General features: G+C 43.3%; 17 protein-coding genes, 1 pseudogene and 4 CRISPR repeat arrays. Of the genes and pseudogenes, 4 read left to right on the top strand and 14 right to left on the bottom strand.

Translation table 11 applies throughout. The features are described 5' to 3' along the window. Positions 1-48 precede the first annotated feature (48 nt). The 4 genes from HPL003_RS18355 to HPL003_RS18340 all read left to right on the top strand — a co-directional run bounded on the left by HPL003_RS18355 (position 49) and on the right by HPL003_RS18340 (position 5,366). Complete coding sequence (locus tag HPL003_RS18355; protein WP_014281217.1) at positions 49-723, top strand: response regulator transcription factor; 675 nt, start codon at positions 49-51, stop codon at positions 721-723. Next, entirely contained in the window at positions 720-2,081 is a 1,362-nt protein-coding gene (locus HPL003_RS18350) for a sensor histidine kinase (protein WP_014281216.1), read from the top strand. Before HPL003_RS18355 ends, HPL003_RS18350 begins: the two co-directional genes overlap by 4 nt. A 218-nt stretch (positions 2,082-2,299) precedes the next feature. Beyond that, a complete protein-coding gene (locus HPL003_RS18345) occupies positions 2,300-4,399 on the top strand; it encodes a serine hydrolase domain-containing protein (RefSeq protein ID WP_043922796.1) in 2,100 nt (699 codons plus the stop codon). A gap of 25 nt (positions 4,400-4,424) precedes the next feature. Beyond that, the gene (locus HPL003_RS18340; RefSeq protein WP_014281214.1) at positions 4,425-5,366 is read left to right on the top strand and encodes an alpha/beta hydrolase; all 942 of its coding nucleotides are present in this window, start codon (positions 4,425-4,427) and stop codon (positions 5,364-5,366) included. A 6-nt stretch (positions 5,367-5,372) separates the two neighbouring features. Here HPL003_RS18340 and HPL003_RS18335 read toward each other — a convergent pair whose 3' ends face one another. The 14 genes and pseudogenes from HPL003_RS18335 to cas2 all read right to left on the bottom strand — a co-directional run bounded on the left by HPL003_RS18335 (position 5,373) and on the right by cas2 (position 25,903). Beyond that, positions 5,373-5,705 carry a substrate-binding domain-containing protein gene (locus tag HPL003_RS18335; RefSeq protein WP_274378180.1) on the bottom strand — a complete coding sequence of 111 codons (333 nt, stop codon included), beginning with the start codon at positions 5,703-5,705 and terminating at the stop codon, positions 5,373-5,375. Positions 5,706-5,872: 167 nt separating this feature from the next. Then, a pseudogene (locus tag HPL003_RS18330) lies at positions 5,873-6,124 on the bottom strand (DnaJ family domain-containing protein); the annotation flags it as partial. Positions 6,125-6,250: 126 nt separating this feature from the next. Then, positions 6,251-6,445 (bottom strand): Rha family transcriptional regulator, encoded by a 195-nt coding sequence (locus tag HPL003_RS29905; protein WP_081473797.1) that lies wholly within the window; start codon positions 6,443-6,445, stop codon positions 6,251-6,253. Positions 6,446-6,532: 87 nt separating this feature from the next. Continuing rightward, positions 6,533-6,694, bottom strand: a complete 162-nt coding sequence (locus HPL003_RS27745) for an aspartyl-phosphate phosphatase Spo0E family protein (RefSeq protein ID WP_420795088.1) — start codon at positions 6,692-6,694, stop codon at positions 6,533-6,535. Between the two features lie 411 nt (positions 6,695-7,105). Further along, positions 7,106-8,503, bottom strand: a complete 1,398-nt coding sequence (locus HPL003_RS18320) for a helix-turn-helix domain-containing protein (RefSeq protein WP_148267405.1) — start codon at positions 8,501-8,503, stop codon at positions 7,106-7,108. 663 nt (positions 8,504-9,166) lie between these two features. Next, a CRISPR array of direct repeats spans positions 9,167-10,333; the repeat unit is 32 nt; unit sequence ATTTCAATCCACGCACTCATATGGAGTGCGAC. Between the two features lie 523 nt (positions 10,334-10,856). Further along, a CRISPR array of direct repeats spans positions 10,857-11,625; the repeat unit is 32 nt. Between the two features lie 198 nt (positions 11,626-11,823). Next, the gene (gene cmr6 / locus HPL003_RS18315; RefSeq protein ID WP_014281206.1) at positions 11,824-12,618 is read right to left on the bottom strand and encodes a type III-B CRISPR module RAMP protein Cmr6; all 795 of its coding nucleotides are present in this window, start codon (positions 12,616-12,618) and stop codon (positions 11,824-11,826) included. Continuing rightward, on the bottom strand, positions 12,618-12,995 hold the full coding sequence (cmr5, locus tag HPL003_RS18310) for a type III-B CRISPR module-associated protein Cmr5 (protein WP_014281205.1): 378 nt from the start codon (positions 12,993-12,995) through the stop codon (positions 12,618-12,620). The genes cmr6 and cmr5 overlap by 1 nt, the downstream gene beginning before the upstream one ends. After that, positions 12,992-13,894, bottom strand: a complete 903-nt coding sequence (cmr4, locus tag HPL003_RS18305) for a type III-B CRISPR module RAMP protein Cmr4 (protein ID WP_014281204.1) — start codon at positions 13,892-13,894, stop codon at positions 12,992-12,994. Before cmr4 ends, cmr5 begins: the two co-directional genes overlap by 4 nt. Before the next feature lie 40 nt (positions 13,895-13,934). Further along, on the bottom strand, positions 13,935-15,182 hold the full coding sequence (cmr3, locus tag HPL003_RS18300) for a type III-B CRISPR module-associated protein Cmr3 (protein ID WP_014281203.1): 1,248 nt from the start codon (positions 15,180-15,182) through the stop codon (positions 13,935-13,937). Then, positions 15,151-16,983 (bottom strand): type III-B CRISPR-associated protein Cas10/Cmr2, encoded by a 1,833-nt coding sequence (cas10, locus tag HPL003_RS18295; protein WP_014281202.1) that lies wholly within the window; start codon positions 16,981-16,983, stop codon positions 15,151-15,153. Before cas10 ends, cmr3 begins: the two co-directional genes overlap by 32 nt. Then, positions 16,956-18,323, bottom strand: a complete 1,368-nt coding sequence (cmr1, locus tag HPL003_RS18290; RefSeq protein WP_014281201.1) for a type III-B CRISPR module RAMP protein Cmr1 — start codon at positions 18,321-18,323, stop codon at positions 16,956-16,958. Before cmr1 ends, cas10 begins: the two co-directional genes overlap by 28 nt. A 28-nt stretch (positions 18,324-18,351) precedes the next feature. Next, complete coding sequence (locus HPL003_RS18285) at positions 18,352-19,371, bottom strand: DUF6602 domain-containing protein (protein WP_014281200.1); 1,020 nt, start codon at positions 19,369-19,371, stop codon at positions 18,352-18,354. Positions 19,372-20,175: 804 nt separating this feature from the next. Further along, positions 20,176-21,087: direct repeats of the CRISPR family, unit length 32 nt; unit sequence ATTTCAATCCACGCACTCATATAGAGTGCGAC. A gap of 379 nt (positions 21,088-21,466) precedes the next feature. Then, on the bottom strand, positions 21,467-24,016 hold the full coding sequence (locus tag HPL003_RS18280; RefSeq protein WP_014281199.1) for a LamG-like jellyroll fold domain-containing protein: 2,550 nt from the start codon (positions 24,014-24,016) through the stop codon (positions 21,467-21,469). Between the two features lie 231 nt (positions 24,017-24,247). After that, a CRISPR array of direct repeats spans positions 24,248-25,431; the repeat unit is 33 nt; unit sequence ATTTCAATCCACGCACTCCATACAGAGTGCGAC. A gap of 181 nt (positions 25,432-25,612) precedes the next feature. After that, positions 25,613-25,903, bottom strand: a complete 291-nt coding sequence (gene cas2, locus HPL003_RS18275) for a CRISPR-associated endonuclease Cas2 (RefSeq protein ID WP_014281197.1) — start codon at positions 25,901-25,903, stop codon at positions 25,613-25,615. Between the last annotated feature and the right edge of the window lies 1 nt (position 25,904).

The following is a 25,904-nucleotide window of genomic DNA, read 5'->3' as shown; positions in this document are numbered from 1 at the left end:
CGTTCTTGCACAACCGAAGAAATATTCTTTTTTAGGAGAGTGGAAACGATGCCTACGATATTGGTCGCTGACGACGATGCGAACATTCGCAAACTTGTCTGTTTATTTTTGCGCAACGACGGATTTGCAACTATCAACGCTGCAGACGGAAAGGAAGCACTGGCCATCTATACCTCCACGCCAGTCGATTTGGTCATTCTTGATATTATGATGCCGGTCATGGACGGTTGGGCATTATGCGAGGAACTTCGAAGAGCCAATCCTGATCTTCCGTTACTAATGTTGACGGCTAGAAGCGAAACCTGGGAGAAAGTACAAGCATTCCAGCTCGGGACAGATGACTATTTGACGAAGCCATTCGATCCGCTTGAGTTGATGGCTCGCGTTAAGGCACTGTTGAAAAGATACCGTATAGGTTTAACGCAGACGATCCAGTTAGGCAACGTCATTCTGAACCGGCAGACTTATAAGGTCATGAGAGGTACAGAGTCGTTCACCTTGCCGCTTAAGGAGTTCGAATTATTGTATAAACTTGCTGGATTACCGGGACAAGTCTATACGCGGGAGCAATTAATCGATCAAGTTTGGGGGATTAATTATACTGGCGATGATCGAACGATAGACGTACATATTAAACGCCTACGCGAACGTTTCGCGGCTATCTCCGATTTTCGTATCGAAACGGTACGCGGACTTGGCTACCGGCTTGAGGTGCAGGAGTGATCGGTTCCTTATATACACGCGTAGTCCTGACCTTTCTAGTCTCCGTGATCGGGGGCACAATCATTGCTTTTTTTGCTGCAACCTGGATATTTCAAGATAAATTAAACGAAAACCTGCAAATCACCTTGCTTGACTTTGGCCAGGATATCGTCCGCATCTACGAGACATTGCCGTTACATGAAGCAGAAATGTTTATAAGTGAAATGAAGCAACTCAATTCCTACCACATTCGAATCTATAAAGCAACGGATCAATTCCAATCCTACGGAGAACTTAGAGGACAACATCCTTTCCCAGTGACTACGGAACAAGTGAAGAAAGTGCTGGATGGGGGAAGGGTCCAAGTCAATGGGATCGATACGATCTTCTTGGGATTGCCGATAAAAACTGAAATGGGAAGCAAAGCAATGTTTGTAGAGCCCCTCACTTCCTCTTCCACCTCATTTCTCATCAAGTTTGTTGTAACTTTTTTGATTTGTTCGTTAATAGCAGGCAGCCTATTGATACTAATTGCGGCTATGTTTCTGGTGAGACCGATCAAAAAGTTGACAGAAGCTACCCGGCTTATAGCTGCTGGAGATTTCAACGTCAAGCTTAATATTAAACAAAAGGGTGAGATAGGTACTTTGGCTCGCAGCTTCGAAGAAATGATGCACGATCTACAGCAGCTTGAGCAGATGCGCAGGGAATTCGTAGCAAACGTGTCCCATGAAGTTCAGTCTCCCCTCACTTCCATTTCCGGTTTTGCTATAGCGCTCAAGCAGGTAGACATCCCGGATGACGATCGAAGCTCTTATCTCGACATTATCATCACTGAGACTGCACGGATGTCCAAAATAAGTGATAGTCTGCTAAAGCTGAGTTTGCTTGAATCTCAGTCATTGCAAATGCGGCTCGCCACGCTCAGTCTGGATGAACAGATCAGACGAGTAATCGTCGCTATTCAACCCCAATGGTCAGCCCGCAACATTCAGTTCGATCTTGATTTGCAGCCCACCAAAATCACGGCCGATCATGACCAGTTAAATCAGGTGTGGATCAATATCCTCGGCAATGGCATCAAATTTTCCAAAGATGGTGCCCGAATTAGCGTCAGGATCAAACAGAGTATCAAGAACGTGACGGTCCGTATATCGGATTCGGGTATTGGTATTCTCCCGGAAGACCAAAAGCGTATATTTGACCGATTCTTTAAAGCTGATCGTTCCCACAGCCAGAAATATGAAGGCAGTGGTATGGGACTGGCTATTGTAAAGCAGATCGTATCGCTTCATCAAGGGGACATCCGGGTGGAGAGCGAATACGGACGAGGAACGACCTTCATAGTCATCTTGCCAATCACAACACCAGCAGGATGATTGGATTTCATGCCTTCTCTAGGCTATGACACCATGTATAAACCTTCTTGCATGTGATGATGCAAACTTTTTTGGCCTGTTCATCCTCCGTTCATACTGTAGTCATTAGGGGGACATTTTGGTTAGTTATACTGTCTTTAGCGCCCACGTTAAGGTGGCCTAGCATAATAATGAAGACAGGAGTGGATGCAACAGTGAAACCAAGAGAGGTAACAAAGATGAGTGTGAGGACAGCAAGAAAAAGAAATACTATAGCTGCTGTGACTCTCATGCTGACGATACTTGCTCCAATGTCTGCAATGGCCGCACCGACTGCCATAAATAACAACAGCAACCTTACGTATGAGACAACGAAGAAAACCGTGATCGAAAAAGCCAAATTACTGACCGAGACGTACGGTACGACGAGTCTGCAATATGCGCTCATTGATGGTGGAGAGATTATGGTGTCCGGTCAAACGGGGAAGAACGATCTAAACGACAAGGTACCTCTTACTACGAACACGATCTATGGCATTGGTTCAACCAGTAAAATGATGCTTACAGCCGCTGTAATGAAGCTGGTTGATGAAGGCAAGATCGATTTGGATGTGCCTGTTGTGAACTATATGCCTGATTTTACAATGAAAGATAAACGATACAAACAGATTACACCCCGTATGTTGCTGAATCATTCGGCCGGGCTTCTCGGAACCTCTAGCGGTAGTGCTATACTGTATGGGGACAATGATACCTATGCACATGATACCTTTTTGGATCAATTGGCGACCCAGAATCTGAAGACAGAGCCAGGTGCGTATTCGGTGTACTCTAACGATGGATTTACATTAGCTGAAATTCTGGTTGAGAGAGTCACTGGTATGAGCTTTACGGCATTTATACACAAATATTTTACAGAGCCTCTGAAAATGAATCATACCAAAACACCACAGGATATAGTTAATACGGGAGAAATGGCGGGAATCTACTCTCCTTTGTATAAGGGGCAGCTTCCACACGAGAATTATAATATCATTGCTTCAGGAGGCATATATTCCACCGCTAAGGATCTGGTGAAATTTTCGCAAATCTTCACAGGAGAGGTCAAAGGGATTCTTTCCAACAAGTCGGTAGAAGCCATGGAGCAAAAAGAATACAGAAGAGGCATGTGGCCAGAGGATAGTGATTCTTCTATGTCTTACGGATTAGGGTGGGATAGTGTGGACTTGTTCCCATTCAGTGACTACGGCATCAAGGCTGTTACGAAAGGTGGAGATACGTTATCTTATCATTCTTCACTCGTCGTACTTCCGGAATACAACATGGCTGCAGCCGTGATCTCTTCAGGCGGAGCAAGCATAACCAATCAATTCATTGCGAGTGAGTTATTACTTAGCGCACTTGAAGAAAAGGGCATTATTAAAGAACGGAAACCGGAAAAATCATTTGGTGTACCTGTGAAGGCTGATATGCCTAAAGAAATCTCCAAGTTTGCAGGGATATATGGTGGCAATAATTCAGTTACGAAGATCAAAATAAATAAGGCTGGACAAATGACGGTCTCCTCTCTCACGGCTCCAAGTAATCCGGTTCAAGAATACACCTATACATCAGATGGTACTTTTGTGAGTGATGATGGTACAGAAAAGTTGAAATTCGTTGTGGAGAAAAATGGGAATACCTACCTGTGGTCTCGATCTTATATCTCCGTTCCAGGACTCGGACAGGTGGCTTTCTCAGAATATAATGCGGAGAAGCTCAAAGCCAATACATTACCCAAGGAGATTAACGCTGCATGGGCAAAGCGCGATGGTAAAAAATATTATCTGGTGAATGCGAAATACACATCAATGCTCTATCTTAATGCTACATCGATCCTGCCTATTCATATGAATAAAGAGAATCCAGGGTATATGTCCAATAATAAAATTATTGGAGCCAACGAAGCAGCCAATCAATTGCAGATTCCGGGTACTGCCGGACGAGAAACGATGGACATTCATTTCTCCAAAAAGAACGGAGGAGAGTATCTTACATTTTCAGGTTATGTATTCGCCAGTGAGGAAATGGTGAAACCAATCTATTCGGGTAAACAATCCGCAACAACCATTCAAGCAGATGGACATGCCAAATGGTTTTCGGTACCCGCTACTGCGAAAGGAAAAGTCATGACAGTGAAGTTACCTGCAAATGGAGCCTTTGCTATCTATGATCAGAACGGAATTTGTATTAATCACAGCGTGGTCAGCGGTAAGAATGTTGTTGTTTTACCAGAGAACGGCCGTATTGTATTTGCAGGTGAGGCTGGTTCCCAATTTCAAATTTCATTAAAAAAGTAAACGAACTCAACAGGAGAGAACCATCATGATGAAAAAAATATTAATCATTTTGCTCAAAATATTTGGTGCGATCGTTATCGCTTTTGCATTATTTATTGCGACTGTCTTTATTGTTAATGTATTTAGCAACAAATCGGAAGAAGGGAAAATAAAACCTTATGGCCAGTTTGTAGCGGTTGACGGGAAAAACATGAATGTGTTGATTCAAGGAAAAGGCAAAGAAACGGTGGTATTGCTTCCTGGGTATGGAACACCCGCCCCAGCCCTTGATTTCAAACCGCTCATCGATGAGCTATCTCCATTTTACAAAGTCGTTGTCATTGAACCTTTCGGTTATGGATTAAGTGACATTACTGAAAAAGAGCGTACTACGGAAAATATGGTTAGTGAAATTCATGAAGCGTTACAGCAACTTGGTATTCAACGTTACACGCTCATGGCTCACTCCATTTCAGGGATATACGGACTGGATTATGTGAACAAATATCCAAACGAAGTAACTTCCTTTGTCGGCATTGAAAGCAGTGTCCCAACGCAGGGAGGTAACGATGATCCATTCCCAGCTGAAACGTACAAACTGCTTAAAAAATCAGGATTCTACCGATTGTTAATGAAACTGGCCCCTGATCAACTGATTGCACCCGATGTTGATGATGAAACCAGAGAACAAATTAGAATGCTTTCACTCAAAAATACGTTTAATCCGAACAACCTGAATGAAGGCGAAAATTTCGGTCCTAATTTCAAAGCAGTTGAGAACTTGTTCTTCCCCAAAGATCTTCCTGTTATTTTCTTTTTACAAGCAAATGATACCGAAACGGAAAATTGGATACCTCTTCATGAGGAGCAAATAAAAAACTCGGTACATGGAAAAGTGATGACATTTGAAGGAGAGCACTATTTGCACTATACCCGATCCAAAGAAATCGTGGAAAATTTCAGGGGATTTATGAATGAATTAAAATAAAAGATATCAATAAGTACCGAAAAAAGACACGTCGTCCATGGATTTGGATGAGGTGTTCTTTTTATTTAGATTACAGGACACTACGTAAGACAGCACCAGTAACAAAGCAGCCAGTAAAGATATTGCGTTAAGCGATTTTCGCTCAACTAACTTGTATGATAAAGTATTTAGTCCATTGTTCGTGTTATTCCACCTATTTTGCAAAATGGAAAATGCATTCTCAGCTTGCTGAACAACAGGATAGTCAATCGTTGTCAAATCAAGCAAGTGAGCGACTTCCGTATTATCAAAACCCATAATCCCCAAATCTCCCGGAATGGAAAAACCTAACCGACGCAAGCTGTCGCTATTTGAGCAATTACCGCAGCTCCCTTATCTCCAAGCTTCGGAAACGCTTAAACCGCATATGCCCTGGTCCTCTTCATTACCAGATACCTGTCGCATGCCTTAATACTCTCATCCATCATACGCGGGCTTCCATCTGACTTCTAGGTGGGGCCTATTTGACGCTCACGCTCCCCTGCCTCATGACAAGCATGAAGCAGATCACGCAGCTGGACACATTCCTTTTGCAACTGAAGCTCCTCCGGTAAAATGTTCGCATTTTTCAGTATCTTGTAGGACATTCGCAGCTCCTCAGGAACATGCGATAAATCCTCAATAACCAGAGGCTTGCCTGCTCCTGCCAGATTATCAAACTCGCCTTTCGCCATCGCCTCCACAATCTTCTGCTCAGCCATTCTGGAGAACATTCCCATAGATCAACTCAACTCCGTATAAACATTCTATGTACAACCCTATTTAAGCATAAAATGGGGGTCCTTCGTCACTGTAGCATAAATATCATGATGATGTCCTGCATTCGCGGAGAAAAGAGGGGAGTATTATTCTTCTATTCCAAGCAATTCGGATACTTGTTTCCTATACTTTTTGGCCTTCCGTGTTCCGTGGATGAGATTGGATAATCGACTAGCTGGAATATGATATGTAACACAAAATGTTTTCTGATCTATTTGTTTCTCGACCAGTTTCTGTTTGATCTGCCACCCAAAAGGGGTTACAGGATTACGTCTTTTCAACATCATGACCTCCAGGTTAAGTTTTGTCCAAATCATAGAAATGGGGTTTTGCATTCTTCTTACAGCAGCGCGCAATGCACTCATTAGCTAGGGTCTTGATTTGCACGTTTGGTATTGATTCAATAGATCATCCAGTTTCCTGGATTGTTCAATCACTTTGGGATGCGTTAAAAATCCATATTTTTTCTGGACTTGGTACAATCTTTTTCTGGCCCGTTCGACACGAAGTAAAGTCACACCTTGATTCATCATCAGCATGATTCCTCCTTCTGTGTCATATCCTAATGCAAAACGTCAGTTTTTGGACTTTTTTAAAATTTGCTCGACAAAAAAAGTGCTTCTGGAACATTCCAGAGCACTTTTTGGAGATTTATGTTTATTTCAAATGATACTAAGCTCCTTCAAGCTGAACTTAAAAGTAACTTATTGTGCCACTGCGCAGTCGGATGGTGCTTCCCATCGCCACCGTCCCCGGATTTCTCGAATAAAGCCTGTAATTAGGTAGAAATCCGGGGATAAAAACGACCGCTCCGCTTGTACAGCACCATTCCGCTTACCTCGTTTTCCATATACATTTTATAGTTCAGCTTATAGACCCGACTTTTCAATGTTTTTTACATGCGGCGCTTGGAATCAATACTGAGAAATTATTAATTAGTACTAATAATAAAATAGTCTTTCTTTTCTCCCTTCTCTAACTAAATTTTCGTACTTTGTACACAATCTAATGTCTGCAAATTGTTTGAACTGCTCAAATAATCTTATGCAGCTAATGAAAAAGGCCTCTTTATTAATGTCTAATGATTTGGATAAAACGTCTAGCAAGTATTTGAAGCCATATAAGTAATTCCCACTATTTAAGTGGTATTTAGCCAGTTCAAATTTAAAACGCGTTGATTGTTCTGGAACCACTTGATGAGTGTACATATCAGCAGATGGTTGCTGTTGAGTAATAAAATCAATCTCCGTTTCGAACTGCTTAAGTATGTCATCCACATCAACTTGATATCGGTTAGCAGCAAACATTAAGTTCAACAGTTTTGTAACGATTTCTTTTTCAGTGGTATCTGACGCTGCAGCAATGTATTCAACATAATCGTTCAGCACACTTATATCTCCCGACAAAAGCTTATATGCGTAAGTATTACCTTCTGCCCAATGTTGAAACAAGCCGATCCAGTGTTTGGTATCCTCGTCCGTCTCTTTGACCCAATCTAAATTAGCGTAGGCGTATGTATATTGAAGAGCTTGTTGATAATCGCCTTGAGTCTCACAGACACCTGAACACAGTAAATCGGCATAGGTGATATACACAAACATGGGACGGCTTAGCTTCTTAGCAGACTCACTTCGTTCTCGACTCTTCTCTTGATGTTTAATAGTATATTGGATTTCCGCTTTATTTCTCATTTTTCTCGCCATTTCATCGACCTTGTCCCAATTACGCAAAGACCTGTACACGTTAGCCAAATCCTTCAATGCATCAAGCTGATCTATTTCATCCAGACGTTCCACAAAAGGTTCAAACAGTGTAGCCGCCTTGAGATTAAGACTTTGATCGTCTCCAACCTGAATCGTGAATATACGATACTGACAAACTGCCAAGCGCTCGGAGTGCTGGTACTTCTCCCCTTCTGCTACACTCTCATAGAGCAGCAGTGCGGCAGCATGTTGCCCCTGTGCAAATAATGCTTCTGCAATATCAAATAGTCTGGGAGAGTACAATAACTTGTCCATGATTGCTCCAACCATTCTTCGGATCGCATCCAACTTGTCCAGCTCCGCACAACGATATAACAACGGCTCAATTCGGCACATATTCGGGGAACGTTCTATAATGTAATTTTCTATGTATAGATCGTAGAAGTAGCCCGCTGGTAACTCCATAGCCACAGTGATTCGGTCAAGCTGCTGTACGGAAACAGGGCGATGCTGAGTAATCCAACTACTAAGCGTTCTTTGATGAACCCCTGAATATTCCGCAAATTGACCCAATGTCATGTCATTTTGTTTTAAATAATCCTCAAACTCTGCCGAAATCGTAGGTGTATGCTTCAAGTCATAACCACCCTTCATATAAAAATTCCATAATTTTTAAAAACATACTTTATTATTCTCCAAAATTAACCATCTGTCAATATATTATGCAACTAATGTTAAAATAAAATTTATGCATAAATCACACATAAAGTGACACTGTGAAACAAGTAGCAAATGGGACATTCGATTGGTCCTTTTTAATTTAATAAAAAATCCCCTGATTTTGATCAATCAAGGGGTAAATAGGTTTATTTCTCTCGCTTTGATAATGCGAAATTGATTATTTCTCCAATCACTGTTCCAGCCAAAATTACATAGATACCCATAGCACTCATCTTATATCCTAAAGCGTAAAATAACCCTATTCCTATTGCATACCCCAACAAAATCGCTGCATAACGCTTTAGAAACTTACTCATGGCATACAGGTGACAGGGTCAGGTCGCTACTAGCAGTTGAGCAGAGTAATACCGATGCCACAAAAGAAACTAACATTCTCATGGAAATCCTCATAAAAATACTCCCCCCTTAATTTATACTTCAAACACTGTAAATATTAAGTAATTGTTGCATAAAAGTAAGGAGGAATTTGTCGAATGAGGAATCCGTTAAAAAAATTAACTCAGTTGTAATTTATACCTTCCATTACACGACAAAGCTTACGGACAAACCGTCTTTTTTCATATCATCCACGCACTCATATAGAGTGCGACTCCGAGGGCAAATCGTACTCCTCTAAACTTTCTAATTTCAATCCACGCACTCATATGGAGTGCGACTAGATCGTGGATCAAGCTACTATCAATAAAATCAGATTTCAATCCACGCACTCATATGGAGTGCGACTAGATCGTGGATCAAGCTACTATCAATAAAATCAGATTTCAATCCACGCACTCATATGGAGTGCGACTTTAAGGAGACGATAAATCATGTCAAATTTCAAACAATTTCAATCCACGCACTCATATGGAGTGCGACATATAATCATCTACGATGCCTTGTGCAGTATCTGATTTCAATCCACGCACTCATATGGAGTGCGACGCAAAGAGATCAAAGTATTTCGCGAATTTCCAATATTTCAATCCACGCACTCATATGGAGTGCGACGTCTATACTCATTGCTCTCAAGACCTGTTCCGCGATTTCAATCCACGCACTCATATGGAGTGCGACCGAAAGGCGAAGTGCTGTGCGAAGCTGTCAAAGATTTCAATCCACGCACTCATATGGAGTGCGACCTAAGAGCACTTTCAATTTTCGTGATATGCAAAAGATTTCAATCCACGCACTCATATGGAGTGCGACCCATCAGACGAAAAGATGGTGCTTGTTACTTCGCATTTCAATCCACGCACTCATATGGAGTGCGACATAAAATCACCTTTGAGCATCCTGCGATTTTTCCGATTTCAATCCACGCACTCATATGGAGTGCGACTATAAAAATGGTATGAATGTGGGTGGTGTATTAGAATTTCAATCCACGCACTCATATGGAGTGCGACTTTGAGGTATAACAGCCTCTTACCCTACCCAACAATTTCAATCCACGCACTCATATGGAGTGCGACCCTAAAACCTGATTGACTTTAATAGGCAAAATATCAATTTCAATCCACGCACTCATATGGAGTGCGACCCGAGATACGCTCAATAAGTACCGTAAAAAGTTGGTTATTTCAATCCACGCACTCATATGGAGTGCGACTACTTGATTACCTGAAGGCTATGCTCGAAAAGCTATTTCAATCCACGCACTCATATGGAGTGCGACGAAAATCAAGAGGCCCAAATCATAGCAAAAAAAGCTATTTCAATCCACGCACTCATATGGAGTGCGACAGCGAAAATGCAGTAATTCATACCCTAGTGACATCAATTTCACACATTGTCGCAAAAACTGATGCCCAATAAGCTTGGATTAACTATTGACTTTTACGGAAAGATAGATAATCTAATACTTTTCGACAAATTTCGAGGTGCGAAGGACCCGGGGTTTTTATGTGAGCTTCACATTCGCACCTTATAAAATGAGTGGGCTTTCCATAAGCCTCCAGAGCCGACTTCATATCGTTGGACAACAGTGTATAGGCAAAAAATGACAAAGCATCCGCATGATTTAACAGCGGGCACTTATGGCGTCCACGGAAATAAAAATCTTTTTTTGCTTTAAGATCAGTTTATCCAAAATGGAATTGTACTGAACCTCTGCCGTTCCCACCAAACCGCATAAAATGTCCATCTCCCCCCTTCGCGGAACTAATTCATTATCACTTGCGACCAAGTAATGCGGCGACGGCCTCTTTTCAATCACGTACTCTATATAAGTGCGACTTGCAGAGTCGATAGATATTCACCCACAATTAATTTCAGTCTACGCACTCACATAGAGTGCGACAGAAAAATCCTATGTAAAAACAGAGGTTCAGATTATTTCAATCCACGCACTCACATAGAGTGCGACTCGACAGCATGGGTCAGATGACCGTCACGGCCTACGATATTTCAATCCACGCACTCACATAGAGTGCGACATGACGGATCATACCGGGGCCGGGCAATAGCGTTTATTTCAATCCACGCACTCACATAGAGTGCGACTTTACATTCGTGTTAAGCCAGGCTCCTTGTTATTTCAATCCACGCACTCACATAGAGTGCGACTCTCTTCCACACTGTACCCTTGCCGCCACATATCACGATTTCAATCCACGCACTCACATAGAGTGCGACCAATGGTTCTGCAACTCCCTTCCGACCTGGATATTTCAATCCACGCACTCACATAGAGTGCGACCAACCCTAAAAGGGATAGAGGCCGTACCAGCTCCCATTTCAATCCACGCACTCACATAGAGTGCGACTTTGACTTGCCAGAATGGGCAGGTGGTGGGAGCGTAGGATTTCAATCCACGCACTCACATAGAGTGCGACGTCTGATAGCTAAACTCTTGTCGTTCTCTCAAATATTTCAATCCACGCACTCACATAGAGTGCGACCGGCTTTACTAGCTGGTTGCAATGTGCAACAACAGATTTCAATCCACGCACTCACATAGAGTGCGACATTCAATCCCTTTTGCAATTTCCTATTTTCCGGATATTTCAATCCACGCACTCACATAGAGTGCGACAGCGAAAATGAGGTAATTGATACCCTAATGATATCAATTCCGCACATTGATGCAAAAACTGATGCCCAATAAGCTTGGATCAACTATTGACTTTTATGGAGAGATAGCGATTCCAATACTTTTCGACAAATTTCGAGGTGCGAAGGACCCGGGGAATTCATGGGAGCTTTACATTCGCACCTTCACTTCACTGTCCAATTAAACCTCTAACAACCTTCCATATCCTGCGTTGGTCTTCCCGCCAATGCCTTCATCTCTTAGCGCTCCGAGCAGGATTGCTTTGGCCAAGCTTAGCCATTTCATAGCTTGTTCCTGCTCTCCCTCACAGGTTAATACGATATGGAAATGAGCCGACGCTGAAAGGAATGGAATAGGAACAGGAGAATCATCGTCACGTGGAGCCTCGTATTCAATGTCCTTACGATAAGACTCTACAATAATGCCGTTATAATCCTGGTGATGCGGTGTAAGCACATCCTGTTTGAGCGCTGTGCACACTGTTTCTGGCGTGGGAAGGGCGTCGTGAAATTGAATACATCCTGCTGATGATTGTGTGCCAAATAAAATGTCGTAATCGGCTCCTTCACGCTTCAATGCTGGGTGCTGATCACCCAATTGTCGATGTGCATAATGTGAAGCGACACCCTTCAGGGCGGTTCCTGGAAGGTAAGGCACACCATATATGCGGTGCAGAGCCAGACCAGTCTCTAGCACGGAGCCTCCTCCGTGCCCAATAACGAGCGATGTTTGTGATCTAACCACGATAGGCAACAATGTAGTGGCTCCAAAATTCTCATGCTTGCAGTATCGTTCATAGTAATGCTTATACCAGCTTTTTTTTGCCGTGTTCCAGTCCGTTTCATAAGCCTTGATCAGTTTCTGGTAAAAAACTCGTTTGGCATCCCCTCTGCCATCCTCTTTGCTAGCAATCAGTTTTAAGGACATATCCTGCATATCTTCGTTACTCTTCGTCATAGCCAGATGGGCATTCATTAGTTAACCCCCTGTTCCGGCGTATCGGTTCCTTGTTCGATCTTCAGAATGGCTTCCGCATACCGCTTGAACCAGACGGAGGCACTCAGTACCCGCTGCGACAAATGAAGATAGTCTGCGTTTTCTTTTCTGAGTTCATCATTCCACGATCTATCGAGGGCGAGCGCTTTCCGCATATGCTCCAAATATAAAGCATGTGGTCTTTCTGCGCCCTTCGCTTGAAAAAAGGCAACGGCCAGACGTAATCCATTGGTCAGAACGAGCGAAGGAAAACGGTGACAGAGTTGCCCATATTGCTTGGCAACGGCAGAGTCCGCATCGAGTGACTTTATTCCTTCAAATGCGGCCTGTGCATACTCATGCTGGGATGATTTCATTGATCTCTGCCTCCCGTAAGGCGGCAACGCACGCGTCCTTTGCCAACACTGGCATTGCCTCCAAGTTGTAAGCATGTGTCTGTATTCAAATGTTGAAGATTGGCTATCCGTTTGGATACATCTGACGATCCATCTACCCGATCACACCAGATCATTCCGTAAAAAATGGCCTCAGCAGGTACATACTCTTCATACCACAGCGCACCTGCCTGCGTTGTTTTGGTATCATCCTGTATCCGAATGCGTGGCGTAATCTCACAACACATCGTAGTGAAGTATCTGAATGTGTCATCCGATACTAGCACCAACCGCTCGATGAACATCTCCTTTGAATAAGGATCATCCTTATCGAACATCTGCTCCCCCAGCCAATTTGCCCAGGTGGTAAATTCCTGCATTTTTTTCGCCTTACCATAGAACTCGTCCAGGAAAACTTGCTGTTGGCTGTCTACTACAGAATCAGTAGTTATCCAAGCGGTTTCACCGTTATTCGCATCTTTCTCAAATTGATCTAAATCTGGAATTTCCAAAGACATCCCCATCGCTTCCGCATCTCGTGCCAGGCGTTTCAGTACCATAGGGGAAGTAACATAAGCGAAGGTTCCATACCGGCTGGCTACTGGAAAAGCAAGAATCCGTCCATCCGAAATAACAAGTGCTCCAGCTTCGGCCCCATTGTTATCTGATTTACCGAATGCTTGCTTGAACCAATTGCTTTCTCCCTCTTTAACTCGATAGTAATCTCTCTTTACCCCTTTCATGCTGCTACCGGGAATCATAGGCCATTCAGTCACCTTCTCACGCATAATAGGCAGATCAATTGCTCCGAGTCCTTCTCCCGAACCGATATGTAGTGAAGACAAACAGTGAATCCAGTACCACTTGCTTGCGTTTTCCATTTCCCCTGCTCCTTTATTATAGGTTTATTTATTTTTTTGTTCATTGGATTGTGTTTGTAACGTTCCATTTTCCCCATAAAGCCAGTCCATAGCCATCTTCTTTGTCAAAAGCTTCTTTTCGGCGATTCTTGTCCGACACGGATTGTAACCACATTTCCTTTGCCAAATCAGCCGGATTCCCTTTGGTTACTTCAAAGAAATATACGCTTCCTGCAGGAACCATGCGCCGAACGGCCTTTTCATTGTACAAATCATCCTTCGAGTAACTCCATCCTGATACAGGCTGCCAACGAGGGACACAAGCCCAGCGCAATTGAAGCTCTACTCCGCACTTCCATGGATTTTTGGTTTGGAGATTTTCGTCCAGCCAGCCTGGCAACCAGCCTTTTCGGAAATAAGCAGGAGTCGCTAATACCATGCGAATATATGACGCTCCCTGCATGCTTTCTTGAATGGCCACAGGACAATTCCATGACAAGTCATCTTCCACCTCACTGAAATGAGCCAGTCTGCGCTTACCTCCCATCGGATGCATTTCAGATATTGTGCCCGTCCAACCGGATGCATCCTCTCCGGAATCAATCTCGGCTTCCAAAGTAAGCTCCGGTGGAAAAACCAGTGACTCTGTCGAAAATAATTGCTGTGCCTTGGCGGTATGCGTCTTGGGGTCGATCGCAGTATGTGTGCGTTCTTCACGGATAAATGCGGGCAGAAAAGGCGATGTTTCATTAGCTGCGTGCAACGGACTGTCTTCCTGGTCCTGACGCCATTGTTCGAGAAGCTTGGACCACGTTTCTTCTGACTCGGAGCCTGTCAGCCAATGCACCATCCGCTCCTTCGAGATGTACGCCGGTGCTCCCTTCATTCCTTTGTGTGCTCCTGCTCCAAGTGGGGGCCAGAGCACATCTGCCAGACGCCCTTCTTGACCTACGCCAAAAAATCCCTGCTTGGCATGCTGACCATCAGTCAAATTAACGGGTCGGATCACTTGGATACTTGCTTTCCCATGTTCTTCATATATTTCAACGTCCTGTGGCATGGCAAAGTACAAGCTTCCCCGGTGTTTATATATCGGACCTCGAACTTGCAATTTAGCAAAATGGTTAAGGCTGAGGGACCGATTTCCTGCTTGTTCCCTTTTAGCCAGCATCGTACGAATCGTACCCGCAAGCACACTTGGTGTAATATCACTTAATGTATGCGCCCGAATTCCCGGCGTAGCGTTGAACGGTCTTCCGTCCCGCAACATCATAGGGTCAAGAGGTTTTACTTGCAGCCGTTTCTTCATAAGTCATCCCCACCTTTTCCAGATGAATCGTCAAAATGAGTTGCTCTGCCAATGTCCGCAATCGTTCCAATGGCTCTTTTTCGGTATCATATAGTTCCTTCAGCTTAGGAATCCACTGCTCTTGAATGGTCTCCTTGTCTATCCTTTCTGGCTTCTTCTTGAACGCCAGACGCTCAATCTCCATCCAGAGTAACTCCGCAAGCAGCTTCGGATTACTGAGCCACGATGAGCCTGTAGCCATCTCCTCGTAGCTTTGGTACATACTGCGGAGTTCATAGGCAAACTGGGCAGAAAAAAACACTTTATGTTCGCGCAATGCCTTCATTTGCTCCACCGGATGAAGATTAAATGGCATGGCTACTTTCATCAGATCGCCCCCGCCCCGCTTGTGAAAGTGGACCGCCAGTGCATTACGCGTTCTCTTGGCCTGGCGTTCTGCTTCATGTGCCATATAACGCACTTCTTCAAGAGGTTCAAGCATATGAGCGATCACTATTCCTACAGAAAGAGTCGGGTTTGAGATTACAGAACCCATTTTATCTATAAAAGCCTTCCGCAATTCATTGGCTGCATCCAGACATGTATGAACTGGCAAATAAGCCATGACATCATCTCCGCCACCATAAACGAGTTGTCCCTGATGCTCTTTCATAATTTTTGCAGCCTCCAGAGCAAATCTGGAGAGCGCAGTTGAAAATTCAATATGGCTTTGCTCATCCTTAATGTTGCGAAGATGTTCACCCATGCGATCACCGTCAGCAAGTAGAAAAGCATAATAAGGAGTTGGACGGGAAAAACCAAGCTGATGATCCCGTGACTTCTTCTCCAGCTGACCATACATCTCTTCCAACTTGGTCGCGATAGAATATTTGAGACTCTCTTTATGTACCTCGGGAACCATAACGCATTCTTCAAGATAATCCTCGATTCGGCGTTCATAAAAAAGACGCGCGTCATAAGCTTTGGAATCTGTCTGCTTATCCGTCTTTATATTCCTTTCTCTCAACAATTCATTCACTGTATGCAGATAATCGGTTACCGCCGAACTAATGTATGTCACATTGCGAATTTGATCCTGGAAAGGCAGGAAGGCTGTTTCGCAAACCGAATGAAATCGATCTTGTTGAGGGTAAAGTATTAAAGACAACCGTTTAATGACGGAAATGGCGTCTAAGGTCTCGTTTTCTTTGATTCCCAACCGTGAAAGCCGCTCTATGTTCTTATCGTGGTTGATCCAAACGGATTCACGCCCGCCGTCAAGAGAAGATTTCTTTTCACCATACATCGCACCTGGGTTATTCTGCTTAAAATCCCGCAGCGTCTTACGGGCAGCTAATAATTGTTCTGTTCTGCCTAATGCTTTATCGTAATTTAGTCCTTGCATCACTGTCCAAGCTGCTTGAAACTCAAGTAAATCGCTGACTTGACGATCCCACGTGCGTATATTAATAATACGTCCAATCTTCTCTTCAGCCGCTCTGGCATATTCCTTCCATTTTCCTGTGATGGCTCTTCTGACTTGCCAGGCAATGCTGCTGGGTTGGTCTGTGTTAATTAACCCCAAAATCTTGTTCGGTGCACTCATCTTTTCTACCTGTTCGGAGTTTGCGACCGGCACCATCACAGGAAAAACCAATCGACCTCCAAGTTCCGTAAATTTCCTTGCTCCTGCTATGCTTAACTCAGAGAGCAGATGTGAGCCAAACCATAAATCCCGTGTTCTGCGTGCCTGAGCGATAAACTCTTGTACAGGTCCAATGGAAAACATCATCATTATCTCTTCCGATTTGTGCTCTTGCAAAATTTTTCGACCTCCTCACTGTTTAAAAAAGCCTCAACAGCGGACGTATAGACTTTTTTATCATCTTGCATAGGGTTATGATCGTATGAAGCGTCAGGGTAAATTTCTTTTTCCCCCAATTTCTTTACAGTTCTACCGTTTGCCTCTAAATCAATCCCCTCCAACATAGGTTGATTTAGGATAGCCACTATTCCAATCGACTTATAAAGACTACAGGCTAGTGGCTTTAAAATTACCGGAGAAGCAAGGCGATCCTTGTCTTTGGGAACAAGTTGCGTTTTGTATGGTTCCTTTTCCCAACATTTTCTGTTGCGGAGCTCTTCATAAGATAGGTTTTTGTCCTCATCCATTTTTTGCTTAAACTCAAAAATAATCGGTAAACCAAGTTGTGCTCTTGGAAAAGCAATTAGCTTCTCAGGCTTACTGTTGGGACATTTCTTATTATGTTTGGGATGTGCCATACCTGTAATGGTTCGAATGGAATCCGCTTCGGGCCAGTGGCTTCTTCCAGGTTTGTGTTTCTCTTTCCCTTTGTTCGCACGTCTGCGAAATAGGCGATAAGCTTCAATGGCCTCATCCCAAGCATCCTGTATCCTCTCTGTATTGGGACGAAATTTAATGTGTTTGCTGAGCGTTGGCCATTCACGACTTTGATTCGCTTCTAACAGATTCAAATCGTACTTTTCTATTTGTTTATCAAACCAAGGCAAAAAGTTTTCATGGGTACAGTTATCTATAGTAGGGGAAATTCCCTCACAATATAAACTCCCACAGCCTCTGCGCGTCCTTGCCCCGACTCCACCGAAGTTGATCCATGCCCACAGTGCAGGCTCTATCTCTGTTTGTCCTATCTCTTTGAGATCAATGGACTTTGAAATATCATCAGATGGTTGCTTATAACTGATATGGAGCTTGAATGTATGCCCTATGGTGTGCTCGACTGAATTCTTTTTAGCAATTTCCACTTCGGCACCTGCTGAATATAACGCATATTTCGGAAAATTAATTCTACCTGTAGACTTAGAAGTCGTTTGCTCGATCCAAATCTTTACGCAACTTGGCCGACTTGTATCTCCGAAAATCTCTACTTCTCGTTTGCGCAGTTCATATACATTTTCAGAAGATGCACCACGCGTTGCCCGCCACCAGAAACGCAACTGTCCTCGCACCGTACTTGCACGAACCAATTGTTTGGTATCAATCTGCCCTGCAAGGTAGCCTCCCCCAAACATAGGAGTCACAATTGTTATATCGTAAACCTTATGCAGATTAGTAATTTGAGCGATACTTTTTTCCAGACTGGCGATAGTGGTTTCAGGGCTTTCCAGTTTTCTTCCCATGTGAGTCTCCTTTCTTAATCCATCTATCTTAATTGATGTCCTCTTTGGTACTTTCGTTTCCAGTTGTCGCAAGCTTTTGAAAAGCTCTTGCATAAGCGAAATGCGGAAACAACATGGGATTATTTAGGAGCATAAGCAATTGATTGAGCTGGAAATTTAAGGTCAAAAGCGGATTGCCTGGTATTTTCAAATCACTCAGCGTATTTTCAAGTGACATGTCGAGTTCAGAAAACTTCAATTCAATGTATTTCCCACTATCTACCTCCTTTTTAAGCTCAGATCTCTCTGTATCCTTCCAGTTAGGAGGAATCACGTTCATATTACTGGAATTGCTCATATTATCAGTACCGTGTAGTCCAAAATTCAATGCCTTCCCCCACCAACCCAGCGTTTTATCCTCGTGGTTGACCAGCAAATGAAATTCTCTGTTCATTCCCTTACTACCCGACTCAGCATTTTTTAGCAGAATAAAATCGAATTCCTCTTTAAGTTCCTCTGCAACGTTATCTATTGCTGTCTGCCGTTCTCTCTGGAAATTGCTTGCAAGAATTAAAATAGGTCGAGTGCGTTGCTGCGATGTATTAGTGATCCCCGTTACATACCCCTGCACCATTCGCGCAATGCCAGTCGTTCGTGGTTGTAATTTTTTAATGCTTGTTGCCCAATCTTTGATTTTGTCATAGTCCCAATCTGTACTCTTGCATTCAATAGCGGCCACTACAGCTTCAATTGGAATGAACTTGAGCGTGTTATATTGGAAGACGTATGGTGTATACGTTTCATCGTAGACGGCAATATCCACTTCCCTTGATCGCTGGTTGTTCGAGTCAATGATAATGACCCCCTGCGCCAATGAATATTTGAGAGGGATAATGCTACGGAAAAATTTGACCCACATCTCCTCGCGATAGTTCCCGCTAATTGTTCCATGCTCAGAAGCAATGTCGATCTCTTCTACCATCATCTGATTTAGGTAACGGTAGTTTTGATGAATACGCTCAAATACATTTTCAGTCTTACTATCTTTACTGACTTTAGTTTCACCCATTTTCTCTTGCCCTTTCTATCATTCATATTTGTGCTATTTTGATTAATTAGTCCTAAAAATAATTCAACTCATGTTATAAAATAGGCGAAATAGACCTAATTTATATAGGTATTAAAGATCATGTTAATTATAATTACGTTTGTATGTATTTTACAAGGATAATATTTCTTAATCATGTTTTATAGACTTTAATTAAATCTTATATTCCAATTAAGTAAAATAAATATATTCACAAGCGAAATTAACTGCCAAGCTTTAATAAGATTTTGCATAAATCCTGTTAAAAAATAGCTCCTCTGTAGATCTCAAAACAAGAGATTACCAGGGGAATTTGTTATTTGGGCGAAATCTCCAGAAGCGTGTTTCAGAAGTTATGTAATTGTTTGCAAAAATGGGTTCCGTTTTTAAAATCCCTGCTCTTTGCCACCAAGATATGTGAAACACACACATAATAACTAACGATGCCCTTATTCCCTTTATAGTATTATCATTCTCATCTACCCCTCTCTTGGGTTGGAGTACAGCGATATATTCCAAAGTAAATATATTTATATTACAAGAATTATAAAAAAAATATTAAAATATAATTTAAGTAAAATAGAAGGAATACGTTGGTTCTTGTTTGTCTAAAAGAGAGGAAGGTTCCGATGGGACAGTCCCAAAAATGACCTCAAAATCCATGGTGAAGTGGAGGATGAGGTCGTTTTTGTAGCCAAATTCATATACAAAATAGGGGACTAAAAATCCAAAATTGACTTATGGGATAACCTCGCTGATGGATGTTTCGAAAGTGCTGTTGAGTGCATTTCAACCCACGCACTCATATAGAGTGCGACTGGCCACCGGGCAAACGGATCAACAAATGTTGGCAACATTTCAATCCACGCACTCATATAGAGTGCGACTTTGAATCGTTTTTTTGATCCGCGAGACAATTCGGGATTTCAATCCACGCACTCATATAGAGTGCGACCTCTCCACAGCAATAGATGATATCAACAAGTCGATATTTCAATCCACGCACTCATATAGAGTGCGACCTCAACTCTCTCGTTGATGCTGGACAAGACAAACAAGAATTTCAATCCACGCACTCATATAGAGTGCGACAACGCTCGCCCGTGAGAGCAGCCGCCAGGATCGGATTTCAATCCACACACTCATATAGAGTGCGACTACATTTTTTAGCATTTCTTCGGACAAACGCTCCTCTTATTTCAATCCACGCACTCATATAGAGTGCGACCTAAAACGTAAACGTCAGCAGGTTAGATTCGACATTTCAATCCACGCACTCATATAGAGTGCGACAAGCATACAGGCTCACCAAAGCACTTAGGGAGCTATTTCAATCCACGCACTCATATAGAGTGCGACTCAATGATTGCTTTCTGTTGCTGTTCCTGTTGGATAAATTTCAATCCACGCACTCATATAGAGTGCGACATGAATGGTTGGCAGTGCATTGTATGGGATGGAGAATTTCAATCCACGCACTCATATAGAGTGCGACGAGGAAACTGGTGGTCCAATGGACGATAAGGTGGAATTTCAATCCACGCACTCATATAGAGTGCGACTAATGAAGATTTGCATATAATAGGTACTATAAACACTATTTCAATCCACGCACTCATATAGAGTGCGACGCCCATCCGGACGCGCTGCCTGACATTTCCGTGCTATTTCAATCCACGCACTCATATAGAGTGCGACAGCGAAAATGGGTCAAAACAAACCCGTTTCAGTTCATTTTAGCGTAATTTTGAGCGTACGGCATCAAAAAGAGCATATACCCTTTATGATGCATTCACAAATCATTCACATTCGACAGGATTTCGACAAAATCTGAGGTGCGAAGGACCCAGGGAATTCATGTGAGCTTCACATTCGCACTTGAAAAAACTCGCTTCAAGTAATTCTTTTTGCTTGGCAACAAGTGCGTATAGCATGAATTGGATAACTCACTTATAGAGAAATGATTTCATGCTTTGTAGCTCATGCTCTCGTTATGCTACCACAAAAAAAGAAGCATATACAGTAATCTCTCACTGGAGATGCTTCTTCTCAACCTTTCATATCTATCAGCCTAGATTCATTTCACCTTGGCCAGCTCTGCCACCTGTGATGGAGGAAGCGCCCCTTTGAATATACTTAGCTCATCGATAGCGCCTTTAAAGGCAGGGTCCCACCAGTTAACACCCAAGCTGAACGTTCCTATTTTGGATGTTAATACATCTGGGAATCCTGTGCCTGTAAACTGAGGTTTGCCGTCCACATATACGGATAACAATCCATTGTCTACCGTGAAGGCGAGATGTGTCCACTCATTGGCTTTGATTTTCATACCGGTGCTGCCGGTATACCAAGGCGAGCTACCGGACCACAGCATCGTGTTGTCTCCCTCGGGTCCTTTGGGCAGCAAGCTAATCCAGTGATTACTATCCATAGCGCCGAAAAAAGTTGGGGTGTGCAGCGTCAGCTCACTTGGATGAACCCACAAGGATACAGAATATGCAGAACTGGATATCATACCTTGGGGCAGTTTAATCCCGGATTTCCCATCCAACAAGACCGCTTGACCACTTGTACCCTCAGTGTAGGTCACAGTTCCTCCTTCACGATCAATTCGGTCACCGATGACCTCACCATTCGCAAAAGCAGCTTCACTATCCTCCAGGTTATTTTCAAATTTATATTGTGCGGTCAGCATTGCCTTCTCATAAGGAGATACTGTGATGTTAAAGGCTTTACTCTTACTGCTCTCCCCCTTGCTAATCGTAGCGGTCAGCGTGGCTGATACAGCCTTTTCTCCGATTTCAGGACGTTTAACCTCGCCTGTATCAGAAATGACGCTCGAGTCTGAACTTTTCCAAGTAATCGAAGTTTGCCGACTTCCTTCTTTTGGAAGGGATAAGTTGGCTACTACCCGACTTGTATCACCAAGGGCCAAATCACCATATACACTTTCAACCACTGTTGCATCCATCGTAGGAGCGAACTGACTCCCCCAGGCCATTTCCCCCGTTTTGGATGCAACCGTAAAGGTCATAACATATTGCTTGGTATAATCATCCCATTGTCTAATGAAAACTCCGTCATACACAGTTCCTCCCAGCGTCAGCTTGACACTCGTGTCTCCTACCTTACGCCACGTTCCTTGTAGCTCACCTGCGACGGTATGATCTGCTTTTAGCTGAATAAACTGCGCTTGCTTAATCACCGCTGACGTATCACTGCCATGATTAACATACTGATAATCTCCAACGACTTGATCCTCATCCAGCTCTGTAAGCGTCTCACCACCATAACGGTAAGGAGCTACTACTGGCCAGCCTTCCTGGTTCATGAGCATCTGGTGTATGCGCAATTCATGCTTCTCTCCCTGCTGAGGAAAGCGAGTATGAAAGACAACAAACATTTGCCCGTTATCAGGGTCGGTATAAGCGGAGTTGTGTCCAGGGGATACGTAGCCATAACCAATTCCTTCGCCTGGATCACCCATTTTACTGTTAAACAAAAAGTTACCTATCAGCTTGTTGCCAAAAGCGGCATTCTTGGTGTTAGCAGGTAAAACGGCGTTCTGCCCCTTGGCATCCTTATAAGGTCCTGACGGATTTTTGGAACGGAATAACCTCATGTTATATCCACCGTCCGAGGCAAGTCCGCCATAGGTTACAAATAAATAATAGTAACCCGTCTCCTTGTTGTATTCAATGTAAGGTCCCTCTCCTGATTCCCCATATCCACCCGCAATTTTGGTGCCAAAATAACGATCAATCAGCCGACCATCTTCCGTCGCTCCGTCTTGACCTGGATAAATAGGCTTTCCTGTTGCTTTATCCAGCTCTAATAAAAAAATCCCCCCAGACCATGACCCATATGTCATCCATAAACGCCCTTCTGTATCATAAAAGATAGCCGGATCAATCGCATTCGGAAACATCCTATTTGCGTAAGAGCCGTCTGCGTTGAACCATCCCGCTCTTGGACCTTGCAGTTTGCCTTGATCAACCAACTGCTGGATCGGCGTGTTGGTCCATTTTTTATCCACTTTGCTATCCTTGTCGTAGGCGGTTTCCTTCGTAAAACCGGTATATACAATCGTATCTACATATTGATAAGGACCTTCGATTTGGGGTGCAACAGCAACACCGATCGCAGAACGAATGTAGGTAGAAGACGCACTATAATAAATCATATAGGCCCCTTTTGTCCCATCGTCATTGACATAATGCTCATTCCAAAATACATCCGGTGCCCAGACCGAGAATCCTCCCTTGCTGTCCGAATCATTCTCCCCTGCCCAAGCAAAGGAACCTGCGAGATTCTTCGACAAATCCCCAAAAAGCGTGTTTCCCGGAGTCGTGTAACCGTTTGCAAAAGAAGTCCAGCTTTTAAGGTCCTTGCTCTTCGCCGCCGATATATGTGAACCAAACACATAATAAGTATCGCCGTCTTTGACGATGGAAGGATCATGAACGGATACCTCGGAAAAAGCGGGCGCATCCTGCTTACCCTTCTGCTCAGATAGTGCAGCGGAAGCGTCACTCATTCCCAATGCAGAACCTGCAATCATTAATAATAATACTAACGTTATTAGAAAACCTTTCTTGATTCCATTTGCTGCAACCCGCCTTATCATCCTCATCTGCCCCTCTCTTGAATTGGAGTACAGCGGTATATATTCTACATTGATCAGTAAATACCTTTATATTTTTAAGAATCATAAAGGTATTTGTAAAATATATTTTGAGTAGATAGAGGATTTTCGTGGGTTTCTAGTTTGTTTAAAATGGACGCAGTGTGTGATGGAAAGGTCGCACTCCACACAGAGTGCGACCTATTCTTTTTTCCTTTAGTCTATCAGACCTAGATTTCAATCCACGCACTCCATACAGAGTGCGACTCAGCATGCTTCGAGTGGAGTTTTCCTTTTTCCACTTATTTCAATCCACGCACTCCATACAGAGTGCGACGAAACCCCGGACACATCTTCTAAATTCACTTCCATTTCAATCCACGCACTCCATACAGAGTGCGACCGAGGTTCGCCGCCAAGTTCAAAAAATCCTTGAAATTTCAATCCACGCACTCCATACAGAGTGCGACTCCATAACGTCCTGTACTCCGGTCTTTGAACCGATTTCAATCCACGCACTCCATACAGAGTGCGACTCATCAATAACACAGGTAAAAGCGGCATGGGCGATTTCAATCCACGCACTCCATACAGAGTGCGACGCTTGGCCCACACTGGCGTTTGACCGATTCCGAAGCATTTCAATCCACGCACTCCATACAGAGTGCGACAACATATCCGTTTTACCTGGGGCTATGAACTGCAATTTCAATCCACGCACTCCATACAGAGTGCGACCGAACGATAGTACTTGGGTTAATATGTAATTAAAATTTCAATCCACGCACTCCATACAGAGTGCGACCACTTGGTACGCCCACGGATATCCACCACCATTTATTTCAATCCACGCACTCCATACAGAGTGCGACGTTAAAATAGCTTGATATTGTTTTCGAAGATTGTCTGGACTATTTCAATCCACGCACTCCATACAGAGTGCGACTCCGGGGCTTATTTTTATTTAAGCTCAAGTTTGACTATTTCAATCCACGCACTCCATACAGAGTGCGACGGCAAATAACGTTCACCGCTCTGTTCTCTTCGGCTATTTCAATCCACGCACTCCATACAGAGTGCGACCGAAAGTTGGCAGACGATTTGGATGCCACATGTATTTCAATCCACGCACTCCATACAGAGTGCGACTTAACTAAGTTCAAATACTCTCCTAATTTTGGAATTTCAATCCACGCACTCCATACAGAGTGCGACGCGGCTTGAAAACGAGTTGAAGGCTACCATTGGCATTTCAATCCACGCACTCCATACAGAGTGCGACTTTGTGCCTTGATCTAAGGCAGGGATTGTAATTTTGATTTCAATCCACGCACTCCATACAGAGTGCGACTGATCAAAGTAAATCGAAACGGCCTTTTTGAGTGATTTCAATCCACGCACTCCATACAGAGTGCGACAGCGAAAATGCAGAAATTGATACCCTAATGATATCAATTCCATACATTTTCGCAAAAAACGATGCTAAAAAAGCTTGAATCCATCCTTGACTTCTACTATAGAAAGTGGATACTAATCCTTTTCGACAAATTTCGAGGTGCGAAGGATCCGGGGTTTTTATGTGAGCTTCACATTCGCACCTTACAAAATCAGTGGGCTTTCCATATCGTAAGCTTCTTTGGCTCCCATATGCTCTACTTTCTTTTTATAGTTATCTCCTAAATTGTAGAAACGCAGGCTGTCTTCTTTTTTGTCTATCAATTCTTCTAATTCATACTTCAAACGGCGAAACTGGGTCGAATCCAAAATACACTCAAACACGGAATTTTGCACCCTTTGCCCGTGATCCACACACTTTTTCGCAACCTTTGCCAGTCTTTTTCTGCCTTCTCTGTCTACTGTACTTACATCATAAGTAATCAGAATTAACAAG

This window comes from Paenibacillus terrae HPL-003 (genome assembly GCF_000235585.1).
Taxonomy (GTDB): Bacteria; Bacillota; Bacilli; order Paenibacillales; family Paenibacillaceae; genus Paenibacillus; species Paenibacillus terrae_B.
This window is presented reverse-complemented; position numbering and strand designations above follow the sequence as displayed.